Source organism: Streptomyces sp. ActVer (assembly GCF_027270795.1).
GTDB classification, from domain to species: Bacteria; Actinomycetota; Actinomycetes; order Streptomycetales; family Streptomycetaceae; genus Streptomyces; species Streptomyces umbrinus_A.
The window spans coordinates 23587-50009 of record NZ_JAPWHT010000015.1; the positions used below are offsets into that span (position 1 = coordinate 23587).

25 protein-coding genes are annotated in these 26423 nt (G+C 70.6%); 10 read left to right on the top strand and 15 right to left on the bottom strand.

Features of this window, described 5'->3' with window-relative positions:
* Window positions 1–3: 3 nt before the first annotated feature.
* Complete coding sequence (locus O3Q52_RS04520) at window positions 4–567, bottom strand: MSMEG_1061 family FMN-dependent PPOX-type flavoprotein (RefSeq protein WP_269647468.1); 564 nt, start codon at window positions 565–567, stop codon at window positions 4–6.
* Window positions 568–710: 143 nt separating this feature from the next.
* Complete coding sequence (locus O3Q52_RS04525) at window positions 711–1469, bottom strand: class I SAM-dependent methyltransferase (protein ID WP_269647469.1); 759 nt, start codon at window positions 1467–1469, stop codon at window positions 711–713.
* A 168-nt stretch (window positions 1470–1637) separates the two neighbouring features.
* Here O3Q52_RS04525 and O3Q52_RS04530 point away from each other — a divergent pair, with 168 nt between their 5' ends.
* Entirely contained in the window at window positions 1638–2789 is a 1152-nt protein-coding gene (locus O3Q52_RS04530) for an acyl-CoA dehydrogenase family protein (RefSeq protein WP_269647470.1), read from the top strand.
* 38 nt (window positions 2790–2827) lie between these two features.
* On the opposite strand, the gene O3Q52_RS04535 is transcribed toward O3Q52_RS04530, so the two are convergent.
* From O3Q52_RS04535 to O3Q52_RS04560, 6 genes are all read right to left on the bottom strand, one after another.
* The gene (locus O3Q52_RS04535; protein WP_269647471.1) at window positions 2828–3376 is read right to left on the bottom strand and encodes a PaaI family thioesterase; all 549 of its coding nucleotides are present in this window, start codon (window positions 3374–3376) and stop codon (window positions 2828–2830) included.
* A 16-nt stretch (window positions 3377–3392) separates the two neighbouring features.
* Window positions 3393–4367 (bottom strand): LLM class flavin-dependent oxidoreductase, encoded by a 975-nt coding sequence (locus O3Q52_RS04540; protein WP_269647472.1) that lies wholly within the window; start codon window positions 4365–4367, stop codon window positions 3393–3395.
* On the bottom strand, window positions 4364–6937 hold the full coding sequence (locus O3Q52_RS04545; RefSeq protein ID WP_269647473.1) for a GNAT family N-acetyltransferase: 2574 nt from the start codon (window positions 6935–6937) through the stop codon (window positions 4364–4366). The genes O3Q52_RS04540 and O3Q52_RS04545 overlap by 4 nt, the downstream gene beginning before the upstream one ends.
* Window positions 6938–6972: 35 nt before the next feature.
* The gene (locus O3Q52_RS04550) at window positions 6973–8052 is read right to left on the bottom strand and encodes an amidohydrolase family protein (protein WP_269647474.1); all 1080 of its coding nucleotides are present in this window, start codon (window positions 8050–8052) and stop codon (window positions 6973–6975) included.
* Between the two features lie 84 nt (window positions 8053–8136).
* Window positions 8137–9099 (bottom strand): electron transfer flavoprotein subunit alpha/FixB family protein, encoded by a 963-nt coding sequence (locus O3Q52_RS04555; RefSeq protein ID WP_269647475.1) that lies wholly within the window; start codon window positions 9097–9099, stop codon window positions 8137–8139.
* 71 nt (window positions 9100–9170) lie between these two features.
* A complete protein-coding gene (locus O3Q52_RS04560) occupies window positions 9171–9932 on the bottom strand; it encodes an electron transfer flavoprotein subunit beta/FixA family protein (RefSeq protein ID WP_269647496.1) in 762 nt (253 codons plus the stop codon).
* Between the two features lie 174 nt (window positions 9933–10106).
* Between O3Q52_RS04560 and O3Q52_RS04565 the strand changes: the two genes are divergently transcribed.
* Genes O3Q52_RS04565 through O3Q52_RS04595 form a run of 7 tightly spaced genes read left to right on the top strand, consistent with a single transcriptional unit; the run spans window position 10107 to window position 17125 of the window.
* Window positions 10107–11432: a phenylacetate--CoA ligase family protein gene (locus O3Q52_RS04565; RefSeq protein ID WP_269647476.1), complete on the top strand. Its 1326-nt coding sequence runs from the start codon at window positions 10107–10109 to the stop codon at window positions 11430–11432.
* Window positions 11432–12166: a hypothetical protein gene (locus O3Q52_RS04570; protein ID WP_269647477.1), complete on the top strand. Its 735-nt coding sequence runs from the start codon at window positions 11432–11434 to the stop codon at window positions 12164–12166. Before O3Q52_RS04565 ends, O3Q52_RS04570 begins: the two co-directional genes overlap by 1 nt.
* A gap of 2 nt (window positions 12167–12168) precedes the next feature.
* Window positions 12169–13080, top strand: a complete 912-nt coding sequence (locus O3Q52_RS04575) for an SDR family oxidoreductase (RefSeq protein WP_269647478.1) — start codon at window positions 12169–12171, stop codon at window positions 13078–13080.
* Between the two features lies 1 nt (window position 13081).
* Window positions 13082–13588 (top strand): Zn-ribbon domain-containing OB-fold protein, encoded by a 507-nt coding sequence (locus O3Q52_RS04580; RefSeq protein ID WP_269647479.1) that lies wholly within the window; start codon window positions 13082–13084, stop codon window positions 13586–13588.
* Window positions 13585–14733 carry a thiolase family protein gene (locus tag O3Q52_RS04585; protein WP_269647480.1) on the top strand — a complete coding sequence of 383 codons (1149 nt, stop codon included), beginning with the start codon at window positions 13585–13587 and terminating at the stop codon, window positions 14731–14733. The genes O3Q52_RS04580 and O3Q52_RS04585 overlap by 4 nt, the downstream gene beginning before the upstream one ends.
* Before the next feature lie 29 nt (window positions 14734–14762).
* Complete coding sequence (locus O3Q52_RS04590) at window positions 14763–16007, top strand: acyl-CoA dehydrogenase family protein (protein ID WP_269647481.1); 1245 nt, start codon at window positions 14763–14765, stop codon at window positions 16005–16007.
* Window positions 16004–17125, top strand: a complete 1122-nt coding sequence (locus O3Q52_RS04595) for an acyl-CoA dehydrogenase family protein (protein ID WP_269647482.1) — start codon at window positions 16004–16006, stop codon at window positions 17123–17125. The genes O3Q52_RS04590 and O3Q52_RS04595 overlap by 4 nt, the downstream gene beginning before the upstream one ends.
* Before the next feature lie 12 nt (window positions 17126–17137).
* Here O3Q52_RS04595 and O3Q52_RS04600 read toward each other — a convergent pair whose 3' ends face one another.
* The 7 genes from O3Q52_RS04600 to O3Q52_RS04630 all read right to left on the bottom strand — a co-directional run bounded on the left by O3Q52_RS04600 (window position 17138) and on the right by O3Q52_RS04630 (window position 24663).
* A complete protein-coding gene (locus tag O3Q52_RS04600) occupies window positions 17138–19114 on the bottom strand; it encodes a protein kinase (protein ID WP_269647483.1) in 1977 nt (658 codons plus the stop codon).
* 114 nt (window positions 19115–19228) lie between these two features.
* On the bottom strand, window positions 19229–20386 hold the full coding sequence (locus tag O3Q52_RS04605) for an acyl-CoA dehydrogenase family protein (protein WP_269647484.1): 1158 nt from the start codon (window positions 20384–20386) through the stop codon (window positions 19229–19231).
* A gap of 37 nt (window positions 20387–20423) precedes the next feature.
* Entirely contained in the window at window positions 20424–20960 is a 537-nt protein-coding gene (locus O3Q52_RS04610; protein WP_269647485.1) for a DoxX family protein, read from the bottom strand.
* A complete protein-coding gene (locus O3Q52_RS04615) occupies window positions 20957–21868 on the bottom strand; it encodes an SDR family NAD(P)-dependent oxidoreductase (RefSeq protein WP_269647486.1) in 912 nt (303 codons plus the stop codon). Before O3Q52_RS04615 ends, O3Q52_RS04610 begins: the two co-directional genes overlap by 4 nt.
* Before the next feature lie 28 nt (window positions 21869–21896).
* Window positions 21897–23051, bottom strand: a complete 1155-nt coding sequence (locus tag O3Q52_RS04620) for a CaiB/BaiF CoA-transferase family protein (RefSeq protein ID WP_269647487.1) — start codon at window positions 23049–23051, stop codon at window positions 21897–21899.
* Window positions 23052–23126: 75 nt separating this feature from the next.
* The gene (locus tag O3Q52_RS04625) at window positions 23127–23906 is read right to left on the bottom strand and encodes an enoyl-CoA hydratase/isomerase family protein (RefSeq protein ID WP_269647488.1); all 780 of its coding nucleotides are present in this window, start codon (window positions 23904–23906) and stop codon (window positions 23127–23129) included.
* Between the two features lies 1 nt (window position 23907).
* Window positions 23908–24663 carry an SDR family NAD(P)-dependent oxidoreductase gene (locus O3Q52_RS04630; protein ID WP_269647489.1) on the bottom strand — a complete coding sequence of 252 codons (756 nt, stop codon included), beginning with the start codon at window positions 24661–24663 and terminating at the stop codon, window positions 23908–23910.
* An 85-nt stretch (window positions 24664–24748) separates the two neighbouring features.
* On the opposite strand from O3Q52_RS04630, the gene O3Q52_RS04635 reads away from it, so the two are divergent.
* Window positions 24749–25891 carry an acyl-CoA dehydrogenase family protein gene (locus tag O3Q52_RS04635; protein ID WP_269647490.1) on the top strand — a complete coding sequence of 381 codons (1143 nt, stop codon included), beginning with the start codon at window positions 24749–24751 and terminating at the stop codon, window positions 25889–25891.
* Window positions 25892–26008: 117 nt separating this feature from the next.
* Window positions 26009–26423 (top strand): aldehyde dehydrogenase family protein (locus tag O3Q52_RS04640; RefSeq protein WP_269647491.1); only part of this gene is annotated, 415 nt, incomplete at its 3' end.

The window sequence follows — 26423 nt, forward strand, 5'->3', positions numbered from 1 at the left end:
GGTTCAGCCGGTCTGCCACGACGCCGGATTCCACACTCCCGAGCGGCGCAGCGACTGCGGGCAGTGCAGGTAGATCTCGTCGATCTCCAGGACCAGGGCCAGCGTGGGGCGCTGGTCGTCCAGCTTCATGGCGTCGAAGAACGGGGCATCGGTGAGGATGCGGGCCCGGCCGTTGACCCGCAGGACCTCCTTGCTGCCGGGTATCAGGTACAGCAGGCCGGCGTGCGGGTTGTCGAGGATGTTGTGGAAGCTGTCGCCCCGCCGGTTCCCCGGCCGGTCGGGCAGGGCGAGCGTGCCGGAGTCGATGACGTGCGTGAAACCCGGGGCGTCCCCGCGCGGCGAGACGTCGCAGTTGCCGCGCGCGTCGGACGTGGCCAGCAGGCAGAAGGGTGACCGGGCCACTATGTCCCGGTCCTTGTCGGTGAGTTGGTCGTGAACCTTCTCGATCACTATGGGCCAGGGCTCGCCCAGCAGCTCACGCAACTCGGCGCCCGACCCCAGCTCGGCCCAGCCCTCCTCGGTCGCGGCGTCCGGCCCGTTCCCTGCGGTGTCGATCGTGTGCGGCAAGGTCGACTCCCAACGTACGTGCGCCCAGCGAGTGGTTGCACATGGAACATCATCTTGAAGTTAGGCGTACCTTACTTTGCGGTGCGGCCGTGAACGCGGGGGTGCGTGTGGCGACCCTCGTGCCCCGGGGTTCCCGGCTCTGATCAGGCCTGAGTGATGGCCGGTCGTGCGACGGTCAGGCCGCACCGGTACGGCTCGTCGAGCTCGCCGTCGGGGAAGAGCCGCGCCAGCGCGGTGCGGTTCGCGCCGAGGAGTTCGGCCCGCTCGGCGGAGCCCATGACCACGAAGTGCGAGTGCGTGGCGAGGTTGCGGATGTGCTCCTCGACGGTGATCCGGCGCGACCAGGTGATCTCACGGGTGTCCACCCGGACCGGGAACGGGGCGAGCAACTCGGCCACCGTCGTGGGGAAGCCGCGGGTGAAGGGTGCGAGCCGGTCCTCCTCCGGCGCGACCCAGGGGACGCGGATGTCGGCCTGGTTCCACCACAGGGCCAGTACGCCGTGGGGGCGCAGCACGCGCAACGCCTCGGGGACGGAGCGGGCCGGGTCGGTCCAGTGCCAGGCCTGCGCGTAGGTGACCACGTCGAAACTGCCGGCTGCGAAGGGCAGGCGGTTCCCCTCGCCCCGCACCAACGGGGCCTCGGGCTCGGTCCGTCGTAGCTCCGCGGCCATACCGGCGCCCGGCTCCATCGCGACGACGTGGGCCCCGCGCTCGCACAGGAGCCGGGTGGCGATACCGGTGCCGGCCCCGCAGTCCAGCACGTCGGCGCCGGTCAGTGGTCGGTCGGTGAGCTCCTCCACGGCGTCGAAGAGGGCGGGCGGATAGTCGGGGCGGGTGGCGGCGTACTGCGCGGCAACGGCGTCGAAGGACAGGGCGCGGGTCTGGTTCGCGTGTAATGCCATGCCCGCGATCTTTCCGGGCCGAGGGCGCGGTTGCCGGCAGTTGCCCCGCCCTCCCGCGGGTTCGGTGGAGTTGGTGCAGCCCTCACCTGTGAGTACCCACCCTCGCCTCTATCCGCTAACATAGAATAATTAGATAGATGAATAGGCTAGTGGTGGCGAGGAGTGGCCGTGGACTTCGGGCTTACCGACGAGCAGGACATGTTGCGCGCGACGGCACGGCAGTTCGTCGCCGATGTGTGCCCGGCCGAGAAGGCGAAACAGTGGGACGAGGAGGGCGTCGTACCGCCCGAGCTGTTCCGGGGCATGACCGAACTCGGTTGGTTCTCGCTGCCGTTCAGCGAGGAGGAGGGCGGCGACGGCGGGGGACCGCTCGAACTCGTCCTGATCGCCGAGGAACTCGGGCGGGCCAGCTTCGACGTCGCCATGTGCTACATCGGCGTCCTCATCCCGGGAATCACCGTCTTCCGGTGGGGCGACGAGGCGCAGCGCGACTTCATCCGCGAGCAGGTCATGACCGGACGCCACCGGCTCGCCGTCGGCCTCAGCGAGCCGGACAGCGGCTCCGACGCCGCCGCGCTGCGCACCACCGCGGAGGACCACGGCGACCACTTCCTCGTCCGTGGCCAGAAGGCATGGTGCACCGGCGGCGGGCTCCCCGACACGACCATCGCGACCTATGTGCGCACGGGACCCCGCGAGCCCAAGCACGGCGGCATCAGCCTGCTGCTCGTCGACCCCGCGAGCGACGGCGTCGAAGTACGCCGCACGCCCACGCTGGCCCGGCACATCCTGGGTACCAACGAGATCTTCTTCAACGACGCCCTCGTACCGAAGGAGAACCTCGTCGGGCCGCGCGACGAGGGCTGGAAGGTCATGCTCTCCAACATCGAACTGGAGAAGGTGATCATCAGCGGGGGATACCTGGGCGCCGCACAGGCCACGCTCGACGAGATGCTGGAGTACGCGCGCACCCGCCACGCCTTCGGCCGTCCGATCGGCAACTTCCAGGCGCTCGCCCACGCGATGGCCGATCTGCAGACCGAGATCGACTCCGCCCGGCTGCTCGCGTACCGTGCCGCCTGGCTGCTCGCGCAGGGCAAGCCGTGCACCCGCGAGGGCTCGATGGCGAAGCTGAAGGGTTCGGAGACGTACGTGGCCGCTGCCAGGCTCGGGATGCAGGTCTGCGCGGGGCACGGTTTCTCGACCGAGAGCGTGATGAGCTTCCGCTACCGCGAGTCGATCGTCGCCACGATCTCCGGCGGGACCAGCCAGATCCAGCGCAACGGGATCGCCCGCAGCATGGGCCTGCGGTCCTACTGACCGACCCCTCCCGGCGTCCTCGGCAGGGCCTGTCGGTCTCACCGGTCCTCGGCGTCTCCGCCCTGTTGTCCGGCCAGCCACTGCGCGTGCCGCACGTAGTGGCCCTGGTCGCGCGTCACCCAGATCCCGGAGGCGCGGGCCAGTACCGCTCCGCCCGGCGGCAGCGTCAACTCGCCCGCGATGTACCAGCGTGAGCCCTCCCTCCGGTCGGCCCACACCCGCAGCTCCAGGGGGCGTTCCACCGGTACCGGCTTCACGAAGCTCACCGTCAGCTTGGCCGTCACGCTCATCACACCGTGCAGCAACGGGAGATGGCCGAGGCAGTCGTCCAGGACGGCTGCCGTCCAGCCGCCGTGCGCGACATCGGGACCGCCCTCGTGGGAGCGTGGACAGCTCAGCTCGAACCTCGCCACCCCGTCCTCGTCGAGCCGTTCGCGCTCGACGCCGAGTCGACAGGAACCGGCGGCGCGACACCCACCGCACAGGGTCACGCCCCCGGCGGTCCGGGGCGGCTCCGACAGGCCCGACCCCGCCCAGTGCCCGTTCGGCGTCGGCACGCCGGTCTTTCCGGTTCCCCTGGTCGACATGGCGGAACTCCTCGTGTCAGACATCGGCAAGCAGCGGGCGCAGCTTCCCGGCGATGAGCTGGACCTGGCGGGCGACCATCTCCTCGGGCATCCCGGCCAGCGAGGCCCACAGAAAGACCCCTTCGACCGGCAGACCGGCCACGTACGCCTTGATCGCCTCGGCGGTCTCCTGCGGTGTGCCGTACAGGAACTGACCGACGCCGGTCGCGCTCAACCCCGTCTCGCGCCACTTCTCGGGGTTGATCGGACGGGGGGCGGGCTGGTCGGTCCCCTCCACCATGTACCGGCGGTAGCTGTCCCATTGGTAGGAGAGATGCTTGCGGACGACCGGCCAGTCGGCCTCCGGGTCCTCGGTGACGAACGTGGTGAACGACCCCTGCATCCGGCCCGCCGACACGTCGTGGCCGCTCTCGGCGAGCCCTTCCCGGTACGGCTCCAGCAGCGCGGGGTTGAGCGACAGCAGCCCGGTGCCCAGCCGGCCGGCCCGGCGGGCGCCCTGCGGGCCCTGGTAGCCGAGCCAGATCGGCAGCGGGTCCTGGATCGGGCCGGGCATGACCAGGGACTCGGCCCACAGGCCGCGGATCTCCCGCACCCGCTGGTCGGTCGTGGAGTAGCGCTTGGTCAGGTCGGCGTCGTACAGCCGGTATTCGGGCACGCGATAGCCCGTGCCGAGCCCGAGGTCCAGACGGCCGTCGCTGATGATGTCCACGAGCGCGGCCTGTTCTGCGATCTCGGGGGCCGCGTGCAGCGGGGCGGGGATGACGGCGGTACCGAGGCGGATCCGCTTCGTGCGGGCCGCGACGGCTGCCGCCATGGTGAGCGGCTGCGGGAGGTATCCGTCCTCGAAGCCGTGGTGTTCGGAGAACCAGACCGAGTCGATGCCGAGCCGGTCCGCCTCCTCGCACATCTCCAGGGCGAATCCGTAGACCCGGGACCAACTCTGCTTCCAGGGCGGGGGATTGCGCATGTCGAAGTAGATGCCAACCTTCACGAGGGGTCACCTTTCCTTGTTTCGTCGGCGAGCCGGATCGTCGCGCGGGTGACGCAGACCCCGTCCCCGGGCGGCAGCAGCCGGATCGGACGCAGCTCCATCGCCTCGATCTCGGGCAGGTCCTCGACCATCGCGGAGATCCGCAGGACGGTGTCCTCCAGCGCCGCGAGGTCCACGCCCGGGCCGCCCACCCTGCCGTCCAGCAGCGGAGCCGCTCGCAACGAGCGGACCATCTCCCGGGCGTCGCGGTCGCTGAGCGGGGTCACCCGGTGGGCGACGTCCGCCATCAGGTCGGCGTAGTCCCCGGTGAGGCCGAAGGCGATCACCGGGCCGAACACCGGGTCGGCGCCGACGGAGAGGAACGCGTCCGGGCCAGAACCCAGCCGAGAGCCCAGTTCAGAGCCCGGCCCGGGGCCCGGTTCGGTGTCCCGCACGGCGATCCCGTACGAGTCCAGCAACTCGGCGGCGATACGCGCCGGTACGGGTCCGGGAGCGCATCCGGCGAGCAGCGACCTGGCCCGGTCGGTGTCGACTCCGGGGAGATCCGGGTCGACACCCGCGGGCGTACTCCGCCACGCCTGGTAGGCCGCCGCATGCCCGAGCGAGGCTGCCGCCGACTCGGGGAACGCGTAGGTGGGGACGACGAGTTCGCCCCGGTGGAGGAGGTCGGCGACGCCCGCGCCGCCCAGGAAACTCGCCACCACGGGCTTCGACGGCGCGGCCTCGGCAGCGTCGAGGATCGCCGCCGCCACCTCGTCGGGCTTGTCCGCCAGCGGGGGCATGAACAGGACGATGGCGGCGTCGATCTCGTCGTCGGCGAGTACGGCGTCGAGTGCCTGCCGGTAGTGCGCGGCGGTCGCCATGGGGGTGAGGTCGGCCGGGTTGGCGACCTCCGCCCCTGGGCCGAGGGCCGCGCGGAGCGTCTCCCGGGTGCGCTCGCCGAACCGGGGCGCGCGCAGGCCGCTCGCCGCGCATGCGCCGACGGTGAGTGCCGCGGGCCCGCCCGCGTTGGTGATCACGGCGACCCTGTTGCCGGGCGGGGGAGGCTGGTGGGCGAGCAGCAGCGCTGCGTCGAACAGTTCCTGGAGGCTGCGCGTACGGATCACACCGGACTGGGCGAACAGTGAACTCACCGCCGAATCCGACGGACCTGTCGGATCCGCATGCCCAGCTGAATCCCCTCGATGTCCCGGGCCTCCTCGCACTCCCGAGTCCACGTGACCCGTCGTGTGCGCGTGACCCGGGTGGACCGCGATGATCGGCTTGCGCGGCGCGACCCGGCGGGCGATGCGCGCGAACCGGCGTGGATTGCCGAAGGTCTCGACGTGCAGCAGGATCACGGAGGTCTCCGGGTCCTCCTCCCACCACTGGAGCAGGTCGTTGGTGGACACGTCCACGGCGTGGCCCACCGATACGAACCCGGAGAAGCCCAGTCGCAGCCGCCGGGCGAAGTCGAGCACCGCGAGCCCCAGCGGCCCGGACTGGCTGGACATCGCCACCCGGCCGGGTGTGGGCAGAGCGGGCGAGAACGTCGCGGCCAGCCTCGCCGTGGGCGTCGTGTTGACCACGCCCATGCAGTTGGGGCCCACCAGCCGCATCCCGGAGGCTCGGGCGAAGCGGGACAGCTCCAGCTCGGTCGTCCGCCCGGCCGCACCGGTCTCGCCGAAGCCGGTGGAGACGACGACCACCGCCTTGACACCTGCCGCCGCACACTCCCGTACGACCTCGGGCACCGCCTCGGCCCGTACGGCGATGAGCGCCAGATCCGGCGGCTCGGGCAGTTCCCGGACGCTCGGGTACGCCCGGGCTCCCGCGACCTGCTCGGCCCGTGGATTGACGGGGAACACGCTGCCGCGGAAACCGCCTCGCAGCAGGTTGGCCACGATCTCGTGACCGATCGTCAGGGGGCGCCGGTTGGCGCCGATCACCGCGACCGACCGGGGTTCGAGCAGGGGGCGCAGGGAGCGTCGTACGGCCGTGTGTTCGCGGCGCTCGGCCCGGGCTACCGCCTGGGCCTGCGGGTCGACGGCGATGTCGAAGTGGACGATCTGGCCGGGCGGCCCGGACTCGACCCGGTAGCCGGAGCCGAGGAACACGTTGATCATGCGGGTGTTGTCGGCGAGGACGTCGGCCTTGAGGACCCGGATGCCCCGGGCGCGGGCGGCAGCGGCGATGTGCTCCAGAAGCAGCCTGCCGAAGCCCTCGCTCTGGTCGTCGTCCCGGATGGTGAAGGTGACCTCCGCGTGGTCCGGGTCCTCGGCGTCACGGACGTACCGCACCAGGCCCGCGATCTCGTCGCCGGCCAGCGCGACGAGCGCCAGCTCGTTGAGGTAGTCCACGTACGCGCCGCGCCGGATCACGTCGTCGCGCGCCCGGATCACCGGGCCGAGCGAGCGGTAGGCCAGGGTCGCCCGCGACAGGCCGCCGACGAAGGCGACCAGACGGTCGGCGTCCTCCGGCCGGATGGGCCGGACGAAGGTCGACCGCCCGGTCCTGACGAGTCCAGGCTGTTCCAGGTCATCGGGATACGCGGGCTGTTCCAGGTCCTCGGGATACGGGGGAGTGGTCACTGTTACGTCCGGGGTCCTCGCGTCGCCGACGCCGCTCAGACGGCCGCCTCCTGGGGAGTCTGCTCGGGCAGCCGGAACAGTTCGTTGAAGGTGCCGCGCGTGACGCGCTCGCGGATCTCGTCGGACACGCCGTCGAAGAGCTCGTGCAGCGTGGACTGCGTGTGCCCGTACGTGCCTTCCAGGTGGGGGTAGTCGTCGCCCCACATCACATTGCGGTAGCCCGTCGCCTCGACGATCTCCACCGAGCTCTTGTCGTGCTGGAAGGAGGCGTACACCTGCTGCCTGATGATCTCGCTGGGCAGCCGGCTCAGCTTCGGCCGTACGAACATGCCGTGCTGGCGGTAGGCCTCGTCCATCCGGTCGCCGATGGCGGGCACCCAGCCGGCGCCGCCCTCCGCGATGAGGATCTTGAGGTCGGGGTGACGGTCCAGGGCACCGCCCGCGACCATGTGCGAGACGACGCGCATGCCCGGGTAGGTCGTCTCCATGTAGTTGACGACGGCGCCGCCGGGTCCACGGAAGACGACGTTCTCGCCGCCCGTGCCGATGTGGAAGCCGAGTACGACACCGGCCCGCTCGGCCGCGGTCCACAGCGGCTCCCACAGGTCGAGGGCGTACTCCTCACCTGGCCGGGTGGAGCACGGCAGGAAGACCGACTGGAAGCCCATCTCCGCGACCCGCTCGACCTCGGCGACCGCGTCCTCGATGTTGGTCGTCGAGACGCAGGCGGGCGTGATGATGCGCTTCTGCTTCCCGAGGACTTCGGAGTGTGCCCAGTCGTTCCAGGCCCGTACGGTCTCCCGCGCGAGCTCCCGTTCGGTGATCGAGCACAGCCAGAACCCCATGGAGGGGAAGGCGAGTTGGCCCCAGACGCCCTCCTGGTCCAGGTCCTTGAGCCGGACGTCGAGGTCCCGGGAGCCCGGCGGCCGCATGGCGTCCATGAAGTCGTTCAGCTGGCGGTCGATGCGCTCGCCGTCGATGTAGAGCACCTCGTACTTGTCACCGCGTTCGCTGCGCGGCGCTCGGTCGGCGAGGCGCGGCGGCAGCGCCCGGATCCAGAGGTCGTCGGGTTCCATCACGTGGGAGTCCCCCGAGTTGACCCAGATCTTCGTCATGGCGCTCCTTCGGGTCAATGGATGTAATCAGTTAGCGATTTTAATCGTATCGACCTCCGGGTGGAAGGCCGGAAGGGGTGGAGATCAGCTTCGGCGCCGCTCGATCTCCTCCACCAGTTGCGGGAGCACCTGGAAGAGGTCGCCCACGACGCCGTAGTCGGCCAGCTCGAAGATGGGGGCGTCCTGGTCCTTGTTGACCGCGACGATGGTCTTGGAGGTCTGCATGCCCGCGCGATGCTGGATCGCCCCCGAGATGCCGGCGGCGAGGTAGAGCTGCGGGGAGACCTGGGTGCCTGTCTGGCCGACCTGGTGGCTGTGCGGATACCAGCCCGCGTCCACGGCGGCGCGGGACGCCCCGACGGCCGCGCCCAGTGTGTCGGCGACGCGCTCGATGACCGCGAAGTTCTCGGCGCCGTTCACACCCCGGCCCCCGGAGACCACGACGTCGGCCGCGGTCAGCTCGGGCCGATCACCGCGCTCCCGCGGCGAGCGGGACAGGACCGTGGCGGCGGCCGAGGCAGGGCCGAAGGTGACGTCCCACTTCTCGACCTCGGGTGTGACGGGGGCCGGTTCGGGGGCCGCGGCGTTCGGCTTGACCGTGATCACCGGGATGCCCCGGGTGACATGGGCCGTCACCTGGTACGTCGCCGCGAACGCGGACTGCTCGGTAACCGGGCCGTCCTCACCGGCGACGACGTCTACGGCGTCCGTGATCAGCCCCGACTCCAGACGGAGCGCGACCCGCGCGGCGGTCTCCTTGCCGTCCGGGTTCGAGGGCAGCAGGATCGCCGCCGGGCCGGTGCTCCCGGCGATCTGGGTGAGCGCGTCCACGGCCGGAGTGACGAGGAGCTCGTCGACCTCGGGGGCGTCCACGACGTACACCTTGTGCGCTCCGTACCGGCCGAGCGTCTCGGTCGCGGAGTCCGCGTTCCGTCCGAGGAAGACGGCCGACGGTTCGCCCAACCGGCGGGCCAGAGTGAGTAGTTCGAGGGTTGGCTTGCGCACGACGCCGTCGGTGTGATCGACGAGTACGAGGATCTCGGCCACGGTGCTGTACTCCTCCTGTTGGAACGGTTTCGGGGCGGGGCGGGGCCGCACGGTGCTGAGTGGAGGCGTGGTCAGGCGAACTTCTTGGCGGTGAGGAACGCGGCCAGCCCGGCGCCGCCCGTACCGTCGTCGGCGACGATCTCCCCCTTGGAGCGCGGCGGGCGTCTGGCGGTGGTGTCCACGGCCGACCGCGCACCGGCCCGGCCCACCTGCCCGGCGTCGATGCCGAGGTCGGTGAGGTCGAGGGTCTCCAGGGGCTTCTTCTTCGCGGCCATGATCCCCTTGAAGGAGGGGTAGCGGGCGTCGCCGGAACGGTCGGTCACCGACACGACGGCCGGAAGCGTGCCCTGGACCCGGACGGTCGCGGAGTCGCCCTCGCGGCGGCCGGTGACCGTGCCGTCCTCGACCGTCAGCTCCTCGACATGGGTGACGGCCGGGACTCCGAGCCGTTCGGCCAGCAGTGCCGGTACGACGCCCATGGTGCCGTCCGTCGAGGCCATCCCGCACAGGACGAGGTCGAAGCCGTGCCGTTCGATCGCCCTGGCCAGCACGAGTGAGGTCCCGAACGCGTCGCTGCCCTCGATGTCCTCGTCGCTCACATGTGTCGCCGAGTCGCCGCCCATGGCGAGCGCCTTGCGCAGGGCGTCCTTCGCGTCGTCGGGGCCGACGGTGAGGTAGCTGATCTCGGCGTCGACGCCCGACTCGGCGATCCGCAGGGCCTGCTCGACGGCGTACTCGTCTAGTTCGGACAGCAGGGAGTCGACCGACTCGCGGTCGGTGCTCCCCTCCTCGGTGAAGGTGCGGTCCGCCGTGGCGTCGGGCACGTGCTTCACGCAGACAACGATCTTCACAGTGCTCTCTCCGTGCTCTCCCGAAGGTCTAATGAGTGCTAATAGTTAACTATATGGATCGCGGGAGCGCGAGAGTCTCCCGAAAATCCGTCGAATTGGTTGACTGATTGTGCTGATAGCTGGAAGATCTGGGCAGCCGAGCCGCGAGGAGGCGCCATGGGCGGTGACAGGGACACCGGGGACAGGTACTTCGAGCCACAGGTGGAGACCATGCCCCGCGACCAACTGCGGGCGCGGCAGGAAGAACGGGTCGTCGAACTCGTCGAGTACGCCTACGGCAACTCCGCCTTCTACCGAGAGCTCTGGGACGAGCACGGGGTGCACCCACGTGACATCCGCTGCCTGGACGACTTCCGGGCGCGCATCCCGTTCATCACCAAGGACATGGTGCGCGCCCACCGGGCCCGCACCGGCGACCCGTTCGGCGGTCTGCTCTGCGTTCCCGTCGAAGGTCTGACCTCCGTCTCCTCCAGCTCGGGCACCACCGGCGACCCGGAGTTCTTCGCCGAGATCTGGGAGGACGCACCACCTCTGGTCACCGCACAGGTGCGTGACCTCTGGGAGCTCGGCCTCAGGCCCGGGGACCGGGTGCTGAGCCCGCCCGGCACCTTCCGCAACCTCATGGACCCCGGCTACCAGGCACTCGGCGCCGTGGTGATCGAGGTGGACACCTGGCTCGGGAAGATGAACGAGGTCGTCGACGCCCTGCGCACCTACCGGCCGGCCTACCTGCAGATGATGTATCCGCAGATGGTGGAGCTGGAGCACCTCGCCGAGAAGACGGATCTCAAGGAGGCGTTCTCCTCCCTCAAGGGCGCCTCGTGCGCCGGACAGCCCCTCAGCCGGAAGATGCGCGAGCGGATCCGCGACGACTGGGGCATCGACGTCTACGAGTACACCAGCGCGGCCGACACCGGCACCGCCTGGGAGTGCCGGGAGCACGACGGCTTCCACCTCTGGGAGGACACCGTGTTCGCGGAGTGCGTCGAGGTCGACGAACACGGCGGATGGCGTGACGTCCCGGAGACGGACCTCGGCGAACTGGTCGCCACCGACCTGGACAACCGGGCCGCCCCGCTGATCCGCTACCGCAGCGAGGACCTCGTGCGCCTCTCGGGGGACCGCTGCGGCTGCGGGCGTACCCACGCCCGGATGTGGGTGGCCGGGCGGCGCGGCGACGAGACGCTGGTCCAGGGCCGTTCCGTGGTCCTGCGCGACATCTGGCAGGCGGTGGAGGACCAGCCGGAGACCGTGGCCGGGGTGTTCCAGATCGTCCGGGACCGGCGCGAGGTCGACGAGCCGCGGCTGCGCGTCGGCTACGACCCGGGGCTCACCGCAGATGTCGACGCCCTGGCAGGGCGGCTCGGCGAGGCCGTGCGTGAGCGGACCGGAGTCAAGCCGGTGCTCGACATGCGCACCGAGGAGGACCTGTTGAAGACCATGACCAGCGTCGCCAAGTTCCCCCGGGTGGTGAAGAGTTGATGGCACGCGCCGACACCCTGGCCCGCGCCAGGACACTCGACCGGCCCGAACTGGCCTACCTCGTACGCTTCCCCACCGCCGACGGCATGCGGGACATGGAGCTGACCTGGGCGGAACTCGCCCGGGACACCGACTGGGTCACCGCACGGCTGCGCGAGCACGGACTGGCCGCCGGGCAGCGGGCGTTGCTGACCACGTCCGGCTTCGAGGGCTTCTGGGGTCACGCGGTGATCGGCGCACTGCGGTCGCTCAAGGTGACCTACGGCATCGCGGAGGCGATGGGCTGGGACCACCGCCGGACCTCGGTCTTCCACCGTGAACTGGACCCGCACGCGGTGATCGGCCTGTCGGCGGAGACCCTGGAAGGTCTCGCCGGAGCGGCCGATCTCGGTGACATGTTCCGCTCGACGTCCCTCGTACTGGCCCGGCCCGCGGCCGTGCCGATACTCCGCGGGGTGGGCGTGTCCGCCTGCCTGATCTCCGCCGTGGGACCGGCTCTCGCCCTGGAGTGCCCCGAGCGGTGCGGCGCGCACGTCAACGGCGCCGAATGGCGGGTCGGCGAGCGCGAGGACGGACAGCTGTACGTCGCGGCGGGGGAGGGGCGTGCCTCGCCCCTTTCCGAGACACCGCTCGGCATCGCGGGCCGCGTTGTCGCAGGCAGGTGCGCCTGCGGCAGCGAGGACCCGCGAGTACTGCTCGGCGATGCCAACTCGCCGTATTCAGAAAGGAGTTGAGGATGTCTGAAGGAGTGGTCGACGGCCGTGTCGTGGTCGTCACCGGGGCCGGCAACGGGATCGGCAGGGCACACGCCCTGGCGTTCGCCGCGCACGGCGCCCAGGTCGTGGTCAACGACCTGGGCGGTTCACGCGACGGAGGGGGCTCCTCGGCCGGGCCCGCCCAGACCGTGGTCGACGAGATCGTCGCGGCCGGCGGCGAGGCGGTGGCCAACACGGACGACATCTCCTCCTGGGAGGGCGCGGGCCGGCTCGTCCAGCAGGCCGTGGACACCTACGGCGGCCTCGACGTGCTGGTCAACAACGCCGGCATCCTGCGCGACCGGATGATCGTGTCGATGACCGAGCGGGACTGGGACAGCGTGCTCGCCGTCCATCTCAAGGGCAGCTTCGCGACCCTGCACCACGCGGCCGCGTACTGGCGGGGGAGGGCCAAGTCCGGTCACGACAACGACGCGCGGGTGATCAACACCACCTCTCCGTCCGGCATCTTCGGCAACCCGGGCCAGTCGAACTATGGCTCGGCCAAGGCCGGTATCGCGAGCCTCACCGTCATCGCCGCGGCCGAACTCGCCCGCTACGGCGTGACGGTGAACGCCATAGCGCCCACCGCGCTCACCCGGCTGACCGAGGACATCGAGATGATGAAGCGGGCCGCGGAGAGCGAGGACCTGACCCCGGAGGCCATCTCACCGCTCGTGGTGTGGCTGGGCTCGGCGGCGTCGCGCGAGGTCACCGGCCGGGTGTTCGGCGTCGTGGGCAACCGGATCACCGTTCTGGAGGGCTGGGTCAACGGCCCCGGCGCAAGTGCCGAGACCCGGTGGACTCTGGAGGAGCTGTCCTCCGTCGTACCGAACCTCGTGGCCAAGGCGGCCCCGAACGCCGACGCCCTCGGCAACCGGAACGGGGCGTGAGATGACCACGACGCAACGGCCGGTCACCGATGGCCTGTTCACCTGGCCGCCCTCCGCATCCGAACCCCTCCGGCTCATCGGCTCCGAGTGCACGGCGTGTGGTCTGGTGAGTTTCCCGGCGGCCTCGGACTGCGTCCGGTGCGCGAGCGACGAGTCGAAGACACAGCTGCTCGCGGACCGCGGGACGCTGTGGACGTACACGACCCAGAACTTCCGCCCGCCGTCCCCGCCGTACGACGGCCCCGAGACCTTCGAGCCGTACTCCGTCGGCTACGTCGAACTCCCCGGCGAGCTGCTGGTCGAGGCCCGTCTCACCGAACCCGACCCGGAGAAGCTGAGGATCGGGCAGGACATGCGGCTGACGCTCGTGCCCTATGCCGTACGGGACGACGGCACCGAGGTCATGACGTTCGCGTTCGCCCCGGTCGAAGAGCCCGCCGAAGTCGAAGAGCCCGCCGAGGCCGAGATGTTCGCCCAGGCAGAGCCGGTGGAGGAGGATGCGTCATGACTGAGGCCGTCATCATCGGGGTGGGGCTCCACCCCTTCGGCCGGTTTCCCGGCAAGCCCGCCATGGACATGGGCGCGGACGCCGTACGGCTGGCGCTCGCCGACGCGGGCGTGACCTGGCCGCAGATCCAGGGCGGATACGTCGGCAGCTTCGAGGTCGCGAACCCGGACGCGATCGTCGGCAAACTGGGCCTGACGGGCGTTCCGCTGCGCGGCGTGTTCAACGGCTGCGCCACGGCCGGTACGGCAGTGGCCCTCGCCGCCCGGGCCATCGAGACCGGCGAGCACGACCTGACCATCGCCATCGGTATGGACAAACACCCGCGCGGCGCGTTCGCCGCGGACCCCTCCGTCGCCGGCATCCCCTCCTGGTACGGGCAGACCGGGCTCTTCCTCACCACCCACTTCTTCGGCATGAAGATCAACCGCTATATGCACGACCACGGCATCTCCCACGCCACGCTCGCGCGCGTGGCGTCGAAGAACTTCCGCAACGCGGCCGGAAACGAGAAGGCCTGGCGCCGGACTCCCCTCACACCTGAGGAGATCCTCGCCTCCCCGGTCCTCAACCACCCGCTCCGCCAGTACATGTACTGCGGCCCGGACGAGGGCGCCGCGGCCCTCGTTCTGTGCCGCGCCGACCAGGCCCACAAGTACACCTCCACGCCCGTACGGATCCGGTCCACCTCCCTGCGCAGCCGCAGGCTCGGCGCCTTCGAGGTGCAGAGCCCGTCGTTCCCCGTGGGAGAGGTGGTGGAAAGCCCGACGGTCGACGCCTCACGCGAGGCGTACGAACGGGCAGGCATCGGACCCGAGGACGTCGACGTCGCCCAGCTCCAGGACACCGACGCCGGGTCCGAGATCATCCACATGGCGGAGAACGGCCTCTGCAAGGACGGCGAACAGGAACGTCTCATCGCCGAAGGTGCCACCGAGATCGGTGGCCGCCTTCCGGTCAACACCGACGGCGGCCTGCTCGGCAACGGTGAGCCCATCGGCGCGTCCGGCCTGCGCCAGATCCACGAGATCGTGCTCCAGCTGCGCGGCTCGGCGGGCACCCGGCAGATCCCCGGCACTCCGCGCGTCGGCTACACCCACCTGTACGGCGCGCCGGGCGTGTCGGCGGTGACGATCCTCTCGACCTGAGAGCGACCCGAGAACACAGGGAACCCGTGATGGAACAGGACATGCAGGACTTCACCGCCGAGGCGCGCCGCTTCCTCGACGCGCACGCGGCGAAGGCCCCCGACCGGACCGCCTTCACCTGGGGCGAGGGCGACGACTCGATGGCGTACTTCAGCAGCCTTCCGCCGGAGGAGGAGCGGGAGCACGTGCAACGGGCGAGGGACTGGCAGCGGATCCGCCACGAGAACGGCTTCGGCTGGATCACCGGCCCGCCCGCGTACGGGGGCCGCGGCCTCACCCCAGTCCACGACCTGCTCTACGACTCCATCGAGTCCGAGTACGACGTCGCCGACACGGGCACGCTGAGCGTGATCGGTCTGGGCATGATCGGCCCGACGATCCTCGCCCACGCCCAACCCCGCATCAAGGACCGCTGGTTGCCCGCGATGTACCGCGGGGATGCCATCGCCTGCCAGCTGTTCAGCGAGCCCGGCGCCGGATCGGACCTGGCGAGCGTGTCGACGAAGGCCGTCCGTGACGGCGAGGACTGGGTGCTCAACGGGCAGAAGGTGTGGACGTCGGTCGCCCAGCACAGCCAGATCGGCCTCGCACTGACCCGTACGAACCCGGACGCGCCCAAGCACCGCGGCATCACGGCCTTCCTGGTCCCCATGGACGCACCCGGTGTCGAGGTCCGGCCGCTCAGGCAGATGACCGGCGGCGCGGACTTCAACGAGGTCTTCCTCACCGACGTGCGCGTCCCCGACGACCACCGCCTCGGCGAGATCGACGGCGGCTGGACCGTCGCCCTGACCACCCTGATGAACGAGCGCGCGACGGTCGGCAGCGAGGGCGCGGGACCAGTGGCCGCCGCCCTGTCCCCGGACCGGCTCTCGGCACTGATGCGGGCCACCTGGACCTGGGACGACCGCGCCCTGCGCGCCCGTCTCGCCGAACTCCTCGTGGACGCCATGGCCACCGAGCACCTCAACACGCGCGCCCTGCGCAAACTCCGCGGCGGGGTCGCACCGGGCCCCGAGATGTCCGTCTCGAAGCTGATGTACGGGCAGAACCTCACCCGGGCCGCCCACTTCGTCTCCGACGTCCTCGGCCCGCGCGTGATCGCCGACACAGGCAGGTGGGGCACGTACGCCTGGTCCGAACTCCTCCTGGCCACCCCGGCGTTGCGCATCCTCGGCGGCACCGAGGAGATCATGAAGAACATCCTCGCTGAACGCGTCCTCGGTCTGCCCAAGGAACCGGCCATCGCCACCACCAAGGAGGTGCGGTCGTGACCGCCGACGAGAGCGAACTGCGCGAACTGCGTGCCTCTGTAAGGGAGTTCCTCGAAGCCAAGTCACCCGAGGAGGCCGTGCGCAAGCTCATGGAGAGCGAACCGCGCTTCGACCCGGGGGTGTGGACACAGGCCGCCGACCAACTGCGGCTGCCGGGGCTGGTGATCCCGGAGGAGTACGGCGGTGACGGCTTCGGTCCGGTCGAACTCGGCGTCGTACTGGAGGAGATGGGCCGCGCCCTGCTGTGCGCGCCCTTCTTCGCCACCGTCGTCCTGGCAGTCCAGGCCCTGCAGGCCTCGGGCGACAGCGAGGCATGCGCGCGCCACCTCCCCGGCATCGCATCTGGGCGGACCACGGCCACCCTCGCCGTCGCCGAGGACAGCGGGTCCTGGGACCCCGCCCTGATCTCTGCACGCGCCGTGCCGGATGGCGACGACGACGGTGTCTGGCGGCTGAGCGGCCGCAAGGCCTTCGTCATCGACGGCACGACGGCCGATCTGCTCCTCGTCGTCGCTCGCACTGTCGCCGGCCCTTCGCTGTTCGCCGTCGACCGGCGGGCGACGGGGCTGGAGGCCGAACCGATGGAGACCCTGGACGCCACCCGGGCGATGGCCCGGCTGACGTTCGACGCCGTGCCCGCCACGCTCGTCGGCTCGGACGGGGCGGGCGGGCGCGTCATGGCCAGGGTCCTGGACACCGCCACGGTCGCACTGGCCGCGGAGCAGGCGGGCGGGGCCCGCCGGTGTCTGGAGATGAGCGCCGACTACGCCCGTACGCGGCATCAGTTCGGCCGGCCGATCGGTTCCTTCCAGGCGGTCAAGCACAAGTGCGCGGACATGCTCGTCCAGGTGGAGCTGGCCGAGGCCGCGTCCCGTGAGGCGGCACGGTTGGCCGCCGAGGGCGCCCCGGACTTCCCGGTCGCCGCCGCCGTCGCCCACGCGTGCTGCTCACGGGCCTACGTGTTCGCGGCCATGGAGAACATCCAGGTCCACGGCGGCATCGGCTTCACCTGGGAGCACCCGGCCCACCTGTACTTCCGGCGGGCCAAGTCCTCACAACTGCTCTTCGGTGGGCCGGCGGTGTACAACGAGCGGCTGCTCGACCGGCTCGGCATCTGAACCGGCGCCGGGTCAGGACCAGTTCCACACCTGGTTGATGCTGCCCGCGCAACCCCAGCCCTGCACCCGTTGACCGTCCTGACCGGAGGTTTCGGCCTCCGCGTCCAGGCAGAGGCCATCCGGGACGCCGACCAGTGTTCCGCCGCCACCGAGCCGCCATCTCTGGGCGCTCTGTCCGTCGCAGTTCCTGGCCCGGATCTGCTGGCCGTTCTGGCCCCCTGTGCCGGCGTCCAGACAGAGGTGGCTGCCCTGGTTGACGACGAGGTACTGGGAGTCCTGACCGGACACCCGGTACAGGGCCCATTTCTGGGTGGCCGTGCCCTGGCAGCCCCACACCTGTGCGTCCGGCTCGCGGATGTCGAGGCACCGGGCGACCGACGCGCCGTCGACGCTCTGGGTCACGGTGACCGAGCCGGCCCTGACCGGCCCGGGCGGCCTGCCGTACAGTAGCTTCTTGGTCGCCTCGCCGACCTTTCCGTCGACGGGGATACCGGCCTCGCTCTGGAGAGCCCTGACCGCGGTGAGGGTGGCTTCCCCGAACCGTCCGTCGACCGTGACGCGCAGGCCGTGCCCGACGAGAAGCATCTGCAGCGCCTCGACGCAGACGCCCTGGGACCCCGACGCGATCTCGGCGGGACAGCGGGAGGTCCGGATGTCCGGCGTCGCGGGATCCCGTGGGCCCCCGGCACCGGGGGATTTCTCCGCCGCCCGGTCGAGGCCCGTCTTCGACGGAGTGGCCTTCGGCGCCTTCCGTGAACTGGTGGGCACCGAGGCCGGGTCCTTCGTCACGGCCGACGACGCCTGCGGCCCGGGGCCGGCCGAGGGTGCGGTGTCGCCCTGTCGCAGAAGGGCGACGGTGATGCCCCCGGCGGCCAGCACGCCCGCCATGGCGGCGGCGCCCGCCATCAGTTTTCCGCGCCTTCCGGGCGTCGGCTTTCCGCGCCTCCCGGGCATCGGCGCGGCAGGAGCGACGGACGTGACAGAGCCGGTGGACGGGTCCACGGGAGGCGCCGCGGCGAGGGCGGCGGGCCGTCCGTCGCCCAGGGGTGCCCACTTGGGGGCGGACCGGAGCGGCTGCCCGTCCGGGGCCGGCAGTTGGTGCCCGATGGCGGTCCTGAAAACCGCCTCCGGTAATGGCCGGCTGAGAGGATCCTTGTCCAGACAGGCACGGATGAACTCGGCCAGGTCCGCGTCGACGGCCGCCACCTCGGCGAGGACTTCCTCCCGCGGCGGCTCGAAGGCCACCCGGTGCAGGACGTCGACCCCCGTCCCCTCGCCGAACGGCGCCCGCCCGGTGACGGCGAAGGCGAGGGCGGAGGCCAGCGCGAAGATGTCGGAGGCGGCGGTCACCTCGTTGCCCCTGACCTGTTCCGGGGACATGAAGGCGGGGGTGCCCACGTTCTGGCCCGTGGCGGTGATCGAGGTGTCGTCGGTGGCCTGGACGACACCGAAGTCGATGACGCGAGCACCGTCGGCAGCCAGGATCACATTGGACGGCTTGAGGTCACGGTGGACGATCCCCGCGCGCCAGATGGCTTCGACCGCACGCCCCATGTCGGCCATCAGCCGCCAGGCCACCGTTGCGTCGACCGGCCCACGCGCGGTGACGACCTCGTCGAGCGTCGGCCCCGGGACGTACTCGGTGGCGACCCACACCAGGTCCTCGTCGAAGCCACTGCCCAACAGCCGTACGATGTGCGCCCCCTGGACGCGGTCCAGCGCACCGACCTCGCGCTCGAAACGCTTGCGAAAAAGGGGATCCTCCGCGTATTCGGACCGGATCACCTTGACCGCGGCCATTCCCGTCCCGCCGACGGTGTCGCGGCCCAGATAGACCCGGCCCATCCCGCCGCTGCCCAGCCGTGACATCAGCACATAGGGGCCGACCCGTGCGGGATCGTTCTTCCGGAGCGGGACCGGGGCCGGCGGGTCCATGCCGACCGCCGCGTAGGCGAGCGCGACGGACCGGTCGAGCTGGAGGTCAGTCATGGGGGATCCCGGTCTCTCGCGTGACATGTGCGACGAGCGCGGCGTGCGCGACTGACGTCGGTCAGCGGGACACTATCCCAACAAGCTTGCGAAAATGGCGAGTTGGTGTTCGATTCAACCTTGTGTCGCCTTTCCCAGCAGCGCCTTCGCGATGATCACCTGCTGGACCTGACTCGTGCCCTCGTAGATCCGGAACAGCCGCGCGTCGCGGTAGAAGCGCTCGACGGCGACTCCACGCATATAGCCCGCACCGCCGTGGATCTGCACCGCGCGGTCCGCGACCCGCCACACCATCTCGCTGGCGAAGTACTTCGTGCAGGACGGTCCGATCTTGGTGTCCGTACCGGCGTCGAAGGCGCGGGCGGCCTCCAGGACCGTGGCGCGCCCGGCGTAGTAGTCGGTCATCGAGTCGGCGACCAGGCCCTGGACCAGTTGGAAGGAACCGATCAGCCTGCCGGACTGGCGGCGGGTGCCGGCGTACTCGACCGACTCGTGGACCAGCCGCTCGGCCATACCCACGCAGAGCGCCGAGATGTGCACCCTGCCGTGCGCGATGCAGCCCATCGCCGTGCCGAAGCCCCGGTTCAGGCCGCCCTCGCCCCCGACGAGCGCGGAGGCCGGTACACGTACGTCGTCGAAGAACACGTCGGCGGTCCAGGCGCCGAACTGGCCCATCTTGTGGTCCTTCGGAGCCACGGTGAGGCCCGGCGTGCCGGCCGGGACCAGGAACGTGGAGATCCCACGGGTGCGTGGCGCGTCGGGGTCGGTGCGGGCGAAGACCATGAAGACGTCGGCGAGCGGGGCGTTGGTGATGTACCGCTTGGCGCCGTTGATCACCCACTCATTGCCTTCCAGGTGGGCGCGAGTGGTCAGCGTCGACGGGTCGGACCCGGCCTCGGGCTCGGTGAGCGCGAACGACGCCAGTACGTCACCGGAGGCGATCCTCGGCAGCCACTCGGCCTTCTGCTCCTCCGTGCCGCCGACCATGAGGACATGACCCGCGATGCCGTTGTTGGTCCCGAACATCGACCGCAGGGACGGGGTCGTGTAGCCGAGCTCGAACATGAGCTGGGCCTCCTCGTACATCGACAGACCCAGCCCGCCGTACTCCTCGGGCAGCGCGAAGCCGAACAGGCCCATCTTCTTGGCTGCCTCGCGGATGTCCGCGGGCATCTCATCCTTCTCGTCGATCTCCGCCTCAAGCGGCACGACACGTTCCCGGACGAAGCGCCGGACCTCGGACAGCACCGCGCTGAAGTCAGCCGCGTCCATGTCGACTCCCTGATAGTCCTGATAGCCCTGGTTGTAATCAGTGATCTGTTTGTGTCTCGTCCGGCTTCCGCTCCGGCCGGTAGCACACGGCCAGCAGCGCCGCCGCGCTAGCCGTGCCGATTCCCGCGGCCAGCAACGCGGGTCCCGCACCTGCACGTTGGCGTCGCAGCAGCCCGTCGAGCGAGTACCTGCCGTGGCCCAGCGCCGCGAGCGCGACGGCCGCGCCGCCCACGACACCGACGTACTCCCAGCCGCCCTTGAAGACGAAGAAGCCCTTGCCCCGGTGATCGGTCCGGGCCGCCACGGCCATCAGGCCGACGGCTGCCGCCGCCGGGAGGGGGTTGGCCGCGCCCAGGGTGATGCCCACGCCCGCCGCCATCTCGGTCCCGGCGGCCATCCGGGCGTGCACCTCGGGCGGCTTCAGGCCGAGTGCCTCGAACCAGCCCGTCGTGCCCTTGAGCCCGCCCGGCCCGGCCACCTTGTTCCAGCCGTGCGCGAAGAGCATCGGGCCCAGCGTCGCGCGCAGCACGAGGGCGGCGACGTCGTGGTCGCCCTCGCTGCCTCGGGCCTTCACTGGCCCACTCCGGTGGCCCGGCCGGCGGGGGCGACCCCGTACAACTGCGGTACGGCATCGACGAGTTCGTCGTACGTGAGGGCCTCGCCGGACCGGCTGGGATGGACTCCGGCGACGGTCCAGCCCTGCAGTCGGTTCAGCCGGTTGCCCTCGATGCGCAGGACCTGGCCGGTCAGCCAGGCCGAGGTGTCGGAGGCCAGGTAGACGACGACGCCGGAGGCGTTGGCGGGATCGCGCGGATCGAAGCCGTCGACGGCCTGGAGGGACGCTCCGACGTCCAGCCCGTCCGTCATCCGCGTGGCCGCGATCGGTGACACGGCGTTCGCGGTGACGCCGTACCGGCGCATCTCCAGGGCCGTGAGGACGGTGAGTCCGGCTATCCCGGCCTTCGCCGCGCCGTAGTTGGACTGGCCCTGGTTGCCGAACAGGCCGGTCCCGGACGTCGTGTTGATCACGCGGCCGGCGACACGCTCACCCCGTTTCGACGCCTCGCGCCAGTACGCGCAGGCGTGCCGCGTCAGCGCGAAGGTGCCCTTGAGATGCACGGCGATCACCGCGTCGAACTCGGCCTCACTCATCGAGAACAGCATGCGGTCGCGCACGATCCCCGCGTTGTTCACGACGATGTCGAGGCGGCCGAACTCCGCGACGGTGTCCGCGACCATGGTCTCGGTCGCCGCCCAGTCCGTCACCGAGGAGTGGTTGGCGACCGCCCGGCCACCGAGCTTGGTGATCTCGGCGACGACCTCGTCGGCGGGGGAGTCACCGGTCTGTTCACCGTGGATGCCCGAGCCGAGATCGTTCACCACCACGGTCGCGCCGGCCTCGGCGAGCGCCAGGCAGTGCGCCCGGCCCAGCCCTCTCCCGCCGCCGGTGACGATGGCGACCTTGTCGTCGAGGATGCCCACGCCGTACCTCCTGAGCAGATCTGTCGGGTCAGTTGAGTTCGCGGAGTACTTCGTCGGTGTGCTCGCCGAGTGTCGGCGCGCCTCCGCGTGGCTTGTCGTCGACGCCCCAGAAGGCGACGGGTGTCGCCACCGTCCGCAGCATCGGGGCGTCACCCATGCCGGGCTGTTCGACGAACGCCCCGACCGCCTCCGCCTGCGGATCGGCCGACACCTCCGCCAGGGTCTGCACGGGCGCCCACCACACACCCTCGGTGTCGAACCGCTCCGCCCACTCGTCCAGCGGGCGGAGCGCGAACTCCTCGTCGAACACGGCGATCAGTTCGCGTACGTGGCCACGCCGGGCCTTGCCGGTCGCGAACCGCTCGTCCGTCGCCAGGTCCTCGCGGCCCAGTGCCTTGACGACACCGGGCCAGTGGCGGTTGCCCTCCAGGCCGACCAGCCAGAACCAGCGGTCGTCGGCGGCCCGGTAGGAGTTGTAGAGCGGGGACTCGTGCTCGGTGCGATGGCGGGTACGCCCGCGTTTGCCGAAGAAGTTCTGCAGGGCCAGGTCGTTGCCGTTGGCGTACGTGCCGGAGCGGAGCAGCGACACGTCGACCACGCCGCCCTCACCCGTACTCCCGCGCCGCAGCAACGTGGCCAGGACACCCGCCACCAGGTTGGACGCGGCCGTACGGTCGCCGAGGCCGGGGCGGATGCCGGGCGGCGCCTCACCGGCCGGGTTGAGCATGGCGGCGATGCCGGGCCGGGCCCAGAAGGCGGAGACGTCGTACCCGGCCCGGTCGCGCTCGGCACCTGCCCAGCCGTAGCCCGTCAACGTGCCTATGACCAGGCGGGGATGGCGGGCGCGCAGCTCGTCCGGCGCCAGGCCCAGACGTTCCAGGGCGCCGGGGCGGAGATTGGTGACGAAGACGTCGGCGCGCTCCAGCAGCCGCTCCAACGCGTCCTTGCCCTCGTCCGACCGCAGGTCGAGGACGATCCCGCGCTTGCCGCGGTTGTCGGTCTCGAACGGGGGCGCGCTGTCGATGTCCTGACCGACGTGCTTGAGGGTGTACCGGTTGGGGTCACCGGTCGGAGCCTCCACCTTCACCACGTCGGCGCCCCAGTCGGCGAGCATGGTGGCAGCGGCAGGCGCCGCCACCCACATGCCCAGCTCGACGACGGCAATGCCCTCCAGTGGCCGCACGGTCCACCACCTCCACACCGGTTCGGATCAGTCGGGGTCTGTCAGGGGTCTGTTGTCGGTTTTCGAGAACGCTCGCTACCTGCCTCGGAACTCTCCCGGGCGGCGCTCGCGGAAAGCCTTGAGTCCCTCGGCCCGGTCCTCGGTGGAGAACAGCACCGAGACGGTCTCGCGCTCGTACGCGATCGCCGTCTCCAGGTCCATGCCGAGCCCGTGGTCGATCAGCCGTTTGCCCGCCGCGAGCGCGAGCGGTGCCCCGGCCGTCAGTGTGGCCGCCAGCGCTTCGGCGGCGGCGAGTGCTCCGCCGCGCTCGGCCAGTTCGTTGACCAGACCGAGCTGCCAGGCCCGTTCCGCGTCGATCGGCTCGCCGGTGAGGATCATCTGCTTGGCGATCGCGGGAGGCAGTAGTCGCGGCAGCCGCTGCGTGCCGCCCGCGCCCGGCAGAACGCCGAGCTTCATCTCGGGCAGGCCGAGCCGCGCACCCCGCTCCACGACCCGCAGGTCGCAGGCGAGCGCCAGCTCAAGACCGCCGCCGAAGGCGAACCCGTGGACGGCCGCGACCGAGGGCTTGGGGAACTCCTCCAGAAGCGCGTACACGCCGGTCAGGCGTCCGACGAAGGCGCGGAACTGCCCGGGTGCCGTGAACGACTCGATCTCGCTGATGTCGGCCCCGGCCGAGAAAGCGCGGCCCGCTCCCGTCAGGACCAGGGCGCGTACGTCGTCGTTGTCGCGTACGTCGTCGAGTGCCTGTGCGAGCCGGTCGGCGGTCTCGGAGCCGATGGCATTGAGCTGTCCGGGCCGGTCCAGGGTCAGCACGGCGAGTTTGTCGCGGAGTTCGACGTTCAGCACGGCGCTCACCTCAGACCATCGTGAGGCCGCCGCTGACCGAGAGCGTCTGCCCGGTCATGTAGGCGGCGTCGTCGGACGCGAGGAAGGCCACCACACCGGCGATCTCGGCGGGCCGGGCGACGCGGCGCAGCGGAATCGCCCGCACGGTCGCGTCGTACATCTTCTGGCTGTACTCGGCGACCTGGCCGAGCAGCGCGGTGTCGGTCGGCCCCGGACAGACGCTGTTCACGGTGATGCCGTGCCGGGCGACCTCGCGGGCCAGCGCCTTGCCGAAGGCGATGACCCCGCCCTTCGTCGCGGAGTACACCACCTCGCCGGACGAGCCGACCCGGCCGGCGTCCGAGGCTATGAGGACGATCCGGCCGCCGCCGTGCTCGGTCATCGAGTCGAGCACGGCCCTGGTCATGGTGAGGGTGCCCCGCAGATTGACCGCGATGATCCGGTCCCAGGTCTCCTCGGTGCTGTCGACGAAGCGGCCGATGGCGTCGACGGCCGCGTTGTTGACCAGGATGTCCACCGGGCCGAGTTCGCCGGTCACCCGCTCGACGGCCGAGCGCACGGCCACGCTGTCCGAGATGTCCACGCCGACGCCCGTCGCACGGACGGAATGCCGTTCGGCGAGGCCGGCCGCGACCTTCACGGCGGCCTCTTGGTCCAGGTCGCAGACGGCGACCGAGGCTCCCTGGGTGGCGAGTCGGTCGGCGATCGCCTCGCCGATGCCGCGGCCCGCTCCGGTGACGAGTGCCACCTTGTCCCGTACGCTCACGCGCCCTCCCTCGCTCAGCCGCCGATACAGCGCTATCGTATAACTACTTCAGCTAAATAAGCGAGATGTATGAGTGGAGTCGAGCATGCGCCGTACGATCTTCGCCGCGGAGCACGAGCTGTTCCGGGACACCGCCCGCACCTTCTACCTGCGTGAATGCGCCCCGAACGCCGAGCAGTGGGAGCGGGACGGCCAGGTGGGCCGGGCCGCGTGGGCGGCCGCGGGCAAGGCCGGGCTCATCGGCTGGCAGTTCCCGGAGGAGTACGGCGGGCAGGGGATCTGGGACTTCCGCTACAACGCCATCATGGCGGAGGAGATGGCCGCCACCAGCTCGGTCGGCATCGGGCTCGGGCTGCAGAACGATGTCGTCCCGCCCTATCTGATGCACCTCACCACTCCGGAACAGAAGGCCCGTTGGCTGCCCGGGGTGGTCAGTGGCGAGACCATCTGCGCGCTCGCGCTGTCCGAGCCGGCCGCCGGGTCCGACCTCAAGGGCATCCGCACCACCGCCCGCCGGGACGGCGACGAATGGGTCATCGACGGATCCAAGACCTTCATCACCAACGGCATCCTGGCCGACCTGGTCATCGTGGCCTGCAAGACCGACCCGGACGCCGGGCACAAGGGCATCAGCCTGATCGTCGTCGAGCGCGGCACCGAGGGCTTCGAGCGCGGGCGCAAGCTGGACAAGGTCGGGATGAAGGCCCAGGACACCGCCGAGCTGTTCTTCCATGACGTACGCGTCCCCGCCGAGAACCTCATAGGGCAGGAGGGCCGCGGTTTCTACCACATGATGGGCAACCTCCCGACCGAGCGGCTGGCCATCGCCGTCTCCTCGCTCGCCGCGGCCGAGCGGGCCTACGGGCTGGCGCTGGAGTACGCCAAGACCCGTACGGCTTTCGGGCAGCCGATCGGACAGTTCCAGGCGAACCGGTTCGCCCTCGCCGACATCAAGGCCAAGCTGGGCGTCGCCCGGGTCTACGTGGACGGCTGCATCATGGCCCTCTTCCAGGGCGAGCTGACCCCCGAAGAGGCGGCCGCGGCCAAGTACTGGACCTCGGAGACCGGCTGGGAGGTCATCGACCGCTGCATGCAGCTCTTCGGCGGCTACGGCTACGTCAACGAGTACGAGATCGCCCGCATCTGGCGGGACAGCCGGGTCCAGCGGGTGTTCGGCGGGACCTCGGAGATCATGCAGGAGATCATCGGGCGCTCGCTCGGACTGTGAACCGGTGGGGCGGGGCGTGCTCCGGTCATTGCTCCAGTCATTGACTACCTTGGCTAAATAGGTTAGCTATTTAAGCTGAACGCGCGGACGGCGCCGGACGGTTTCAAGGAGGCATCCGTGGTCACGGTCGATGTGAAGCTGCACCAGGACAGAGCCGAGCACGATCTGCCGCAGCCGCGGCTGGTCATCGGCGGCAAGGACATCACCGACACCAGCGGCGGCCTCTACGAGCACAGGAATCCGGCGACCGGCTTGGTCCAGGCGCACATCCCCCTAGCGGGTGCCGCCGAGGTGGACCGGGCCGTGGCCGCCGCACGCCAGGCCTTCGAGGTGTGGGGCACCATGCGCCCCGCCGAGCGCCGCCGACTGCTCACCCGATTCGCCCAGCTGCTCCGCGACCACATCGCCGACTTCGCGGCCGTCTGCCCGCTGGAGAACGGCGTCTGCATCGGCGGTTGGGCTCCGAGCGTCGGACCGCACGTCGCCGAGTGGACCGAGTACTACGCGGGCTGGGCCGACAAGATCGAGGGCA

Excerpts from the sequence above, each read along its gene's own strand:
- O3Q52_RS04525 (WP_269647469.1), bottom strand. The coding sequence starts at position 1,469 with ATGGCATTACACGCGAACCAGACCCGCGCCCTGTCCTTCGACGCCGTT.
- O3Q52_RS04535 (WP_269647471.1), bottom strand. The coding sequence starts at position 3,376 with ATGTCGACCAGGGGAACCGGAAAGACCGGCGTGCCGACGCCGAACGGG.
- O3Q52_RS04550 (WP_269647474.1), bottom strand. The coding sequence starts at position 8,052 with ATGACGAAGATCTGGGTCAACTCGGGGGACTCCCACGTGATGGAACCC.
- O3Q52_RS04565 (WP_269647476.1), top strand. The coding sequence starts at position 10,107 with ATGGGCGGTGACAGGGACACCGGGGACAGGTACTTCGAGCCACAGGTG.
- O3Q52_RS04570 (WP_269647477.1), top strand. The coding sequence starts at position 11,432 with ATGGCACGCGCCGACACCCTGGCCCGCGCCAGGACACTCGACCGGCCC.
- O3Q52_RS04575 (WP_269647478.1), top strand. The coding sequence starts at position 12,169 with ATGTCTGAAGGAGTGGTCGACGGCCGTGTCGTGGTCGTCACCGGGGCC.
- O3Q52_RS04580 (WP_269647479.1), top strand. The coding sequence starts at position 13,082 with ATGACCACGACGCAACGGCCGGTCACCGATGGCCTGTTCACCTGGCCG.
- O3Q52_RS04585 (WP_269647480.1), top strand. The coding sequence starts at position 13,585 with ATGACTGAGGCCGTCATCATCGGGGTGGGGCTCCACCCCTTCGGCCGG.
- O3Q52_RS04590 (WP_269647481.1), top strand. The coding sequence starts at position 14,763 with ATGGAACAGGACATGCAGGACTTCACCGCCGAGGCGCGCCGCTTCCTC.
- O3Q52_RS04600 (WP_269647483.1), bottom strand. The coding sequence starts at position 19,114 with ATGACTGACCTCCAGCTCGACCGGTCCGTCGCGCTCGCCTACGCGGCG.
- O3Q52_RS04605 (WP_269647484.1), bottom strand. The coding sequence starts at position 20,386 with ATGGACGCGGCTGACTTCAGCGCGGTGCTGTCCGAGGTCCGGCGCTTC.
- O3Q52_RS04635 (WP_269647490.1), top strand. The coding sequence starts at position 24,749 with ATGCGCCGTACGATCTTCGCCGCGGAGCACGAGCTGTTCCGGGACACC.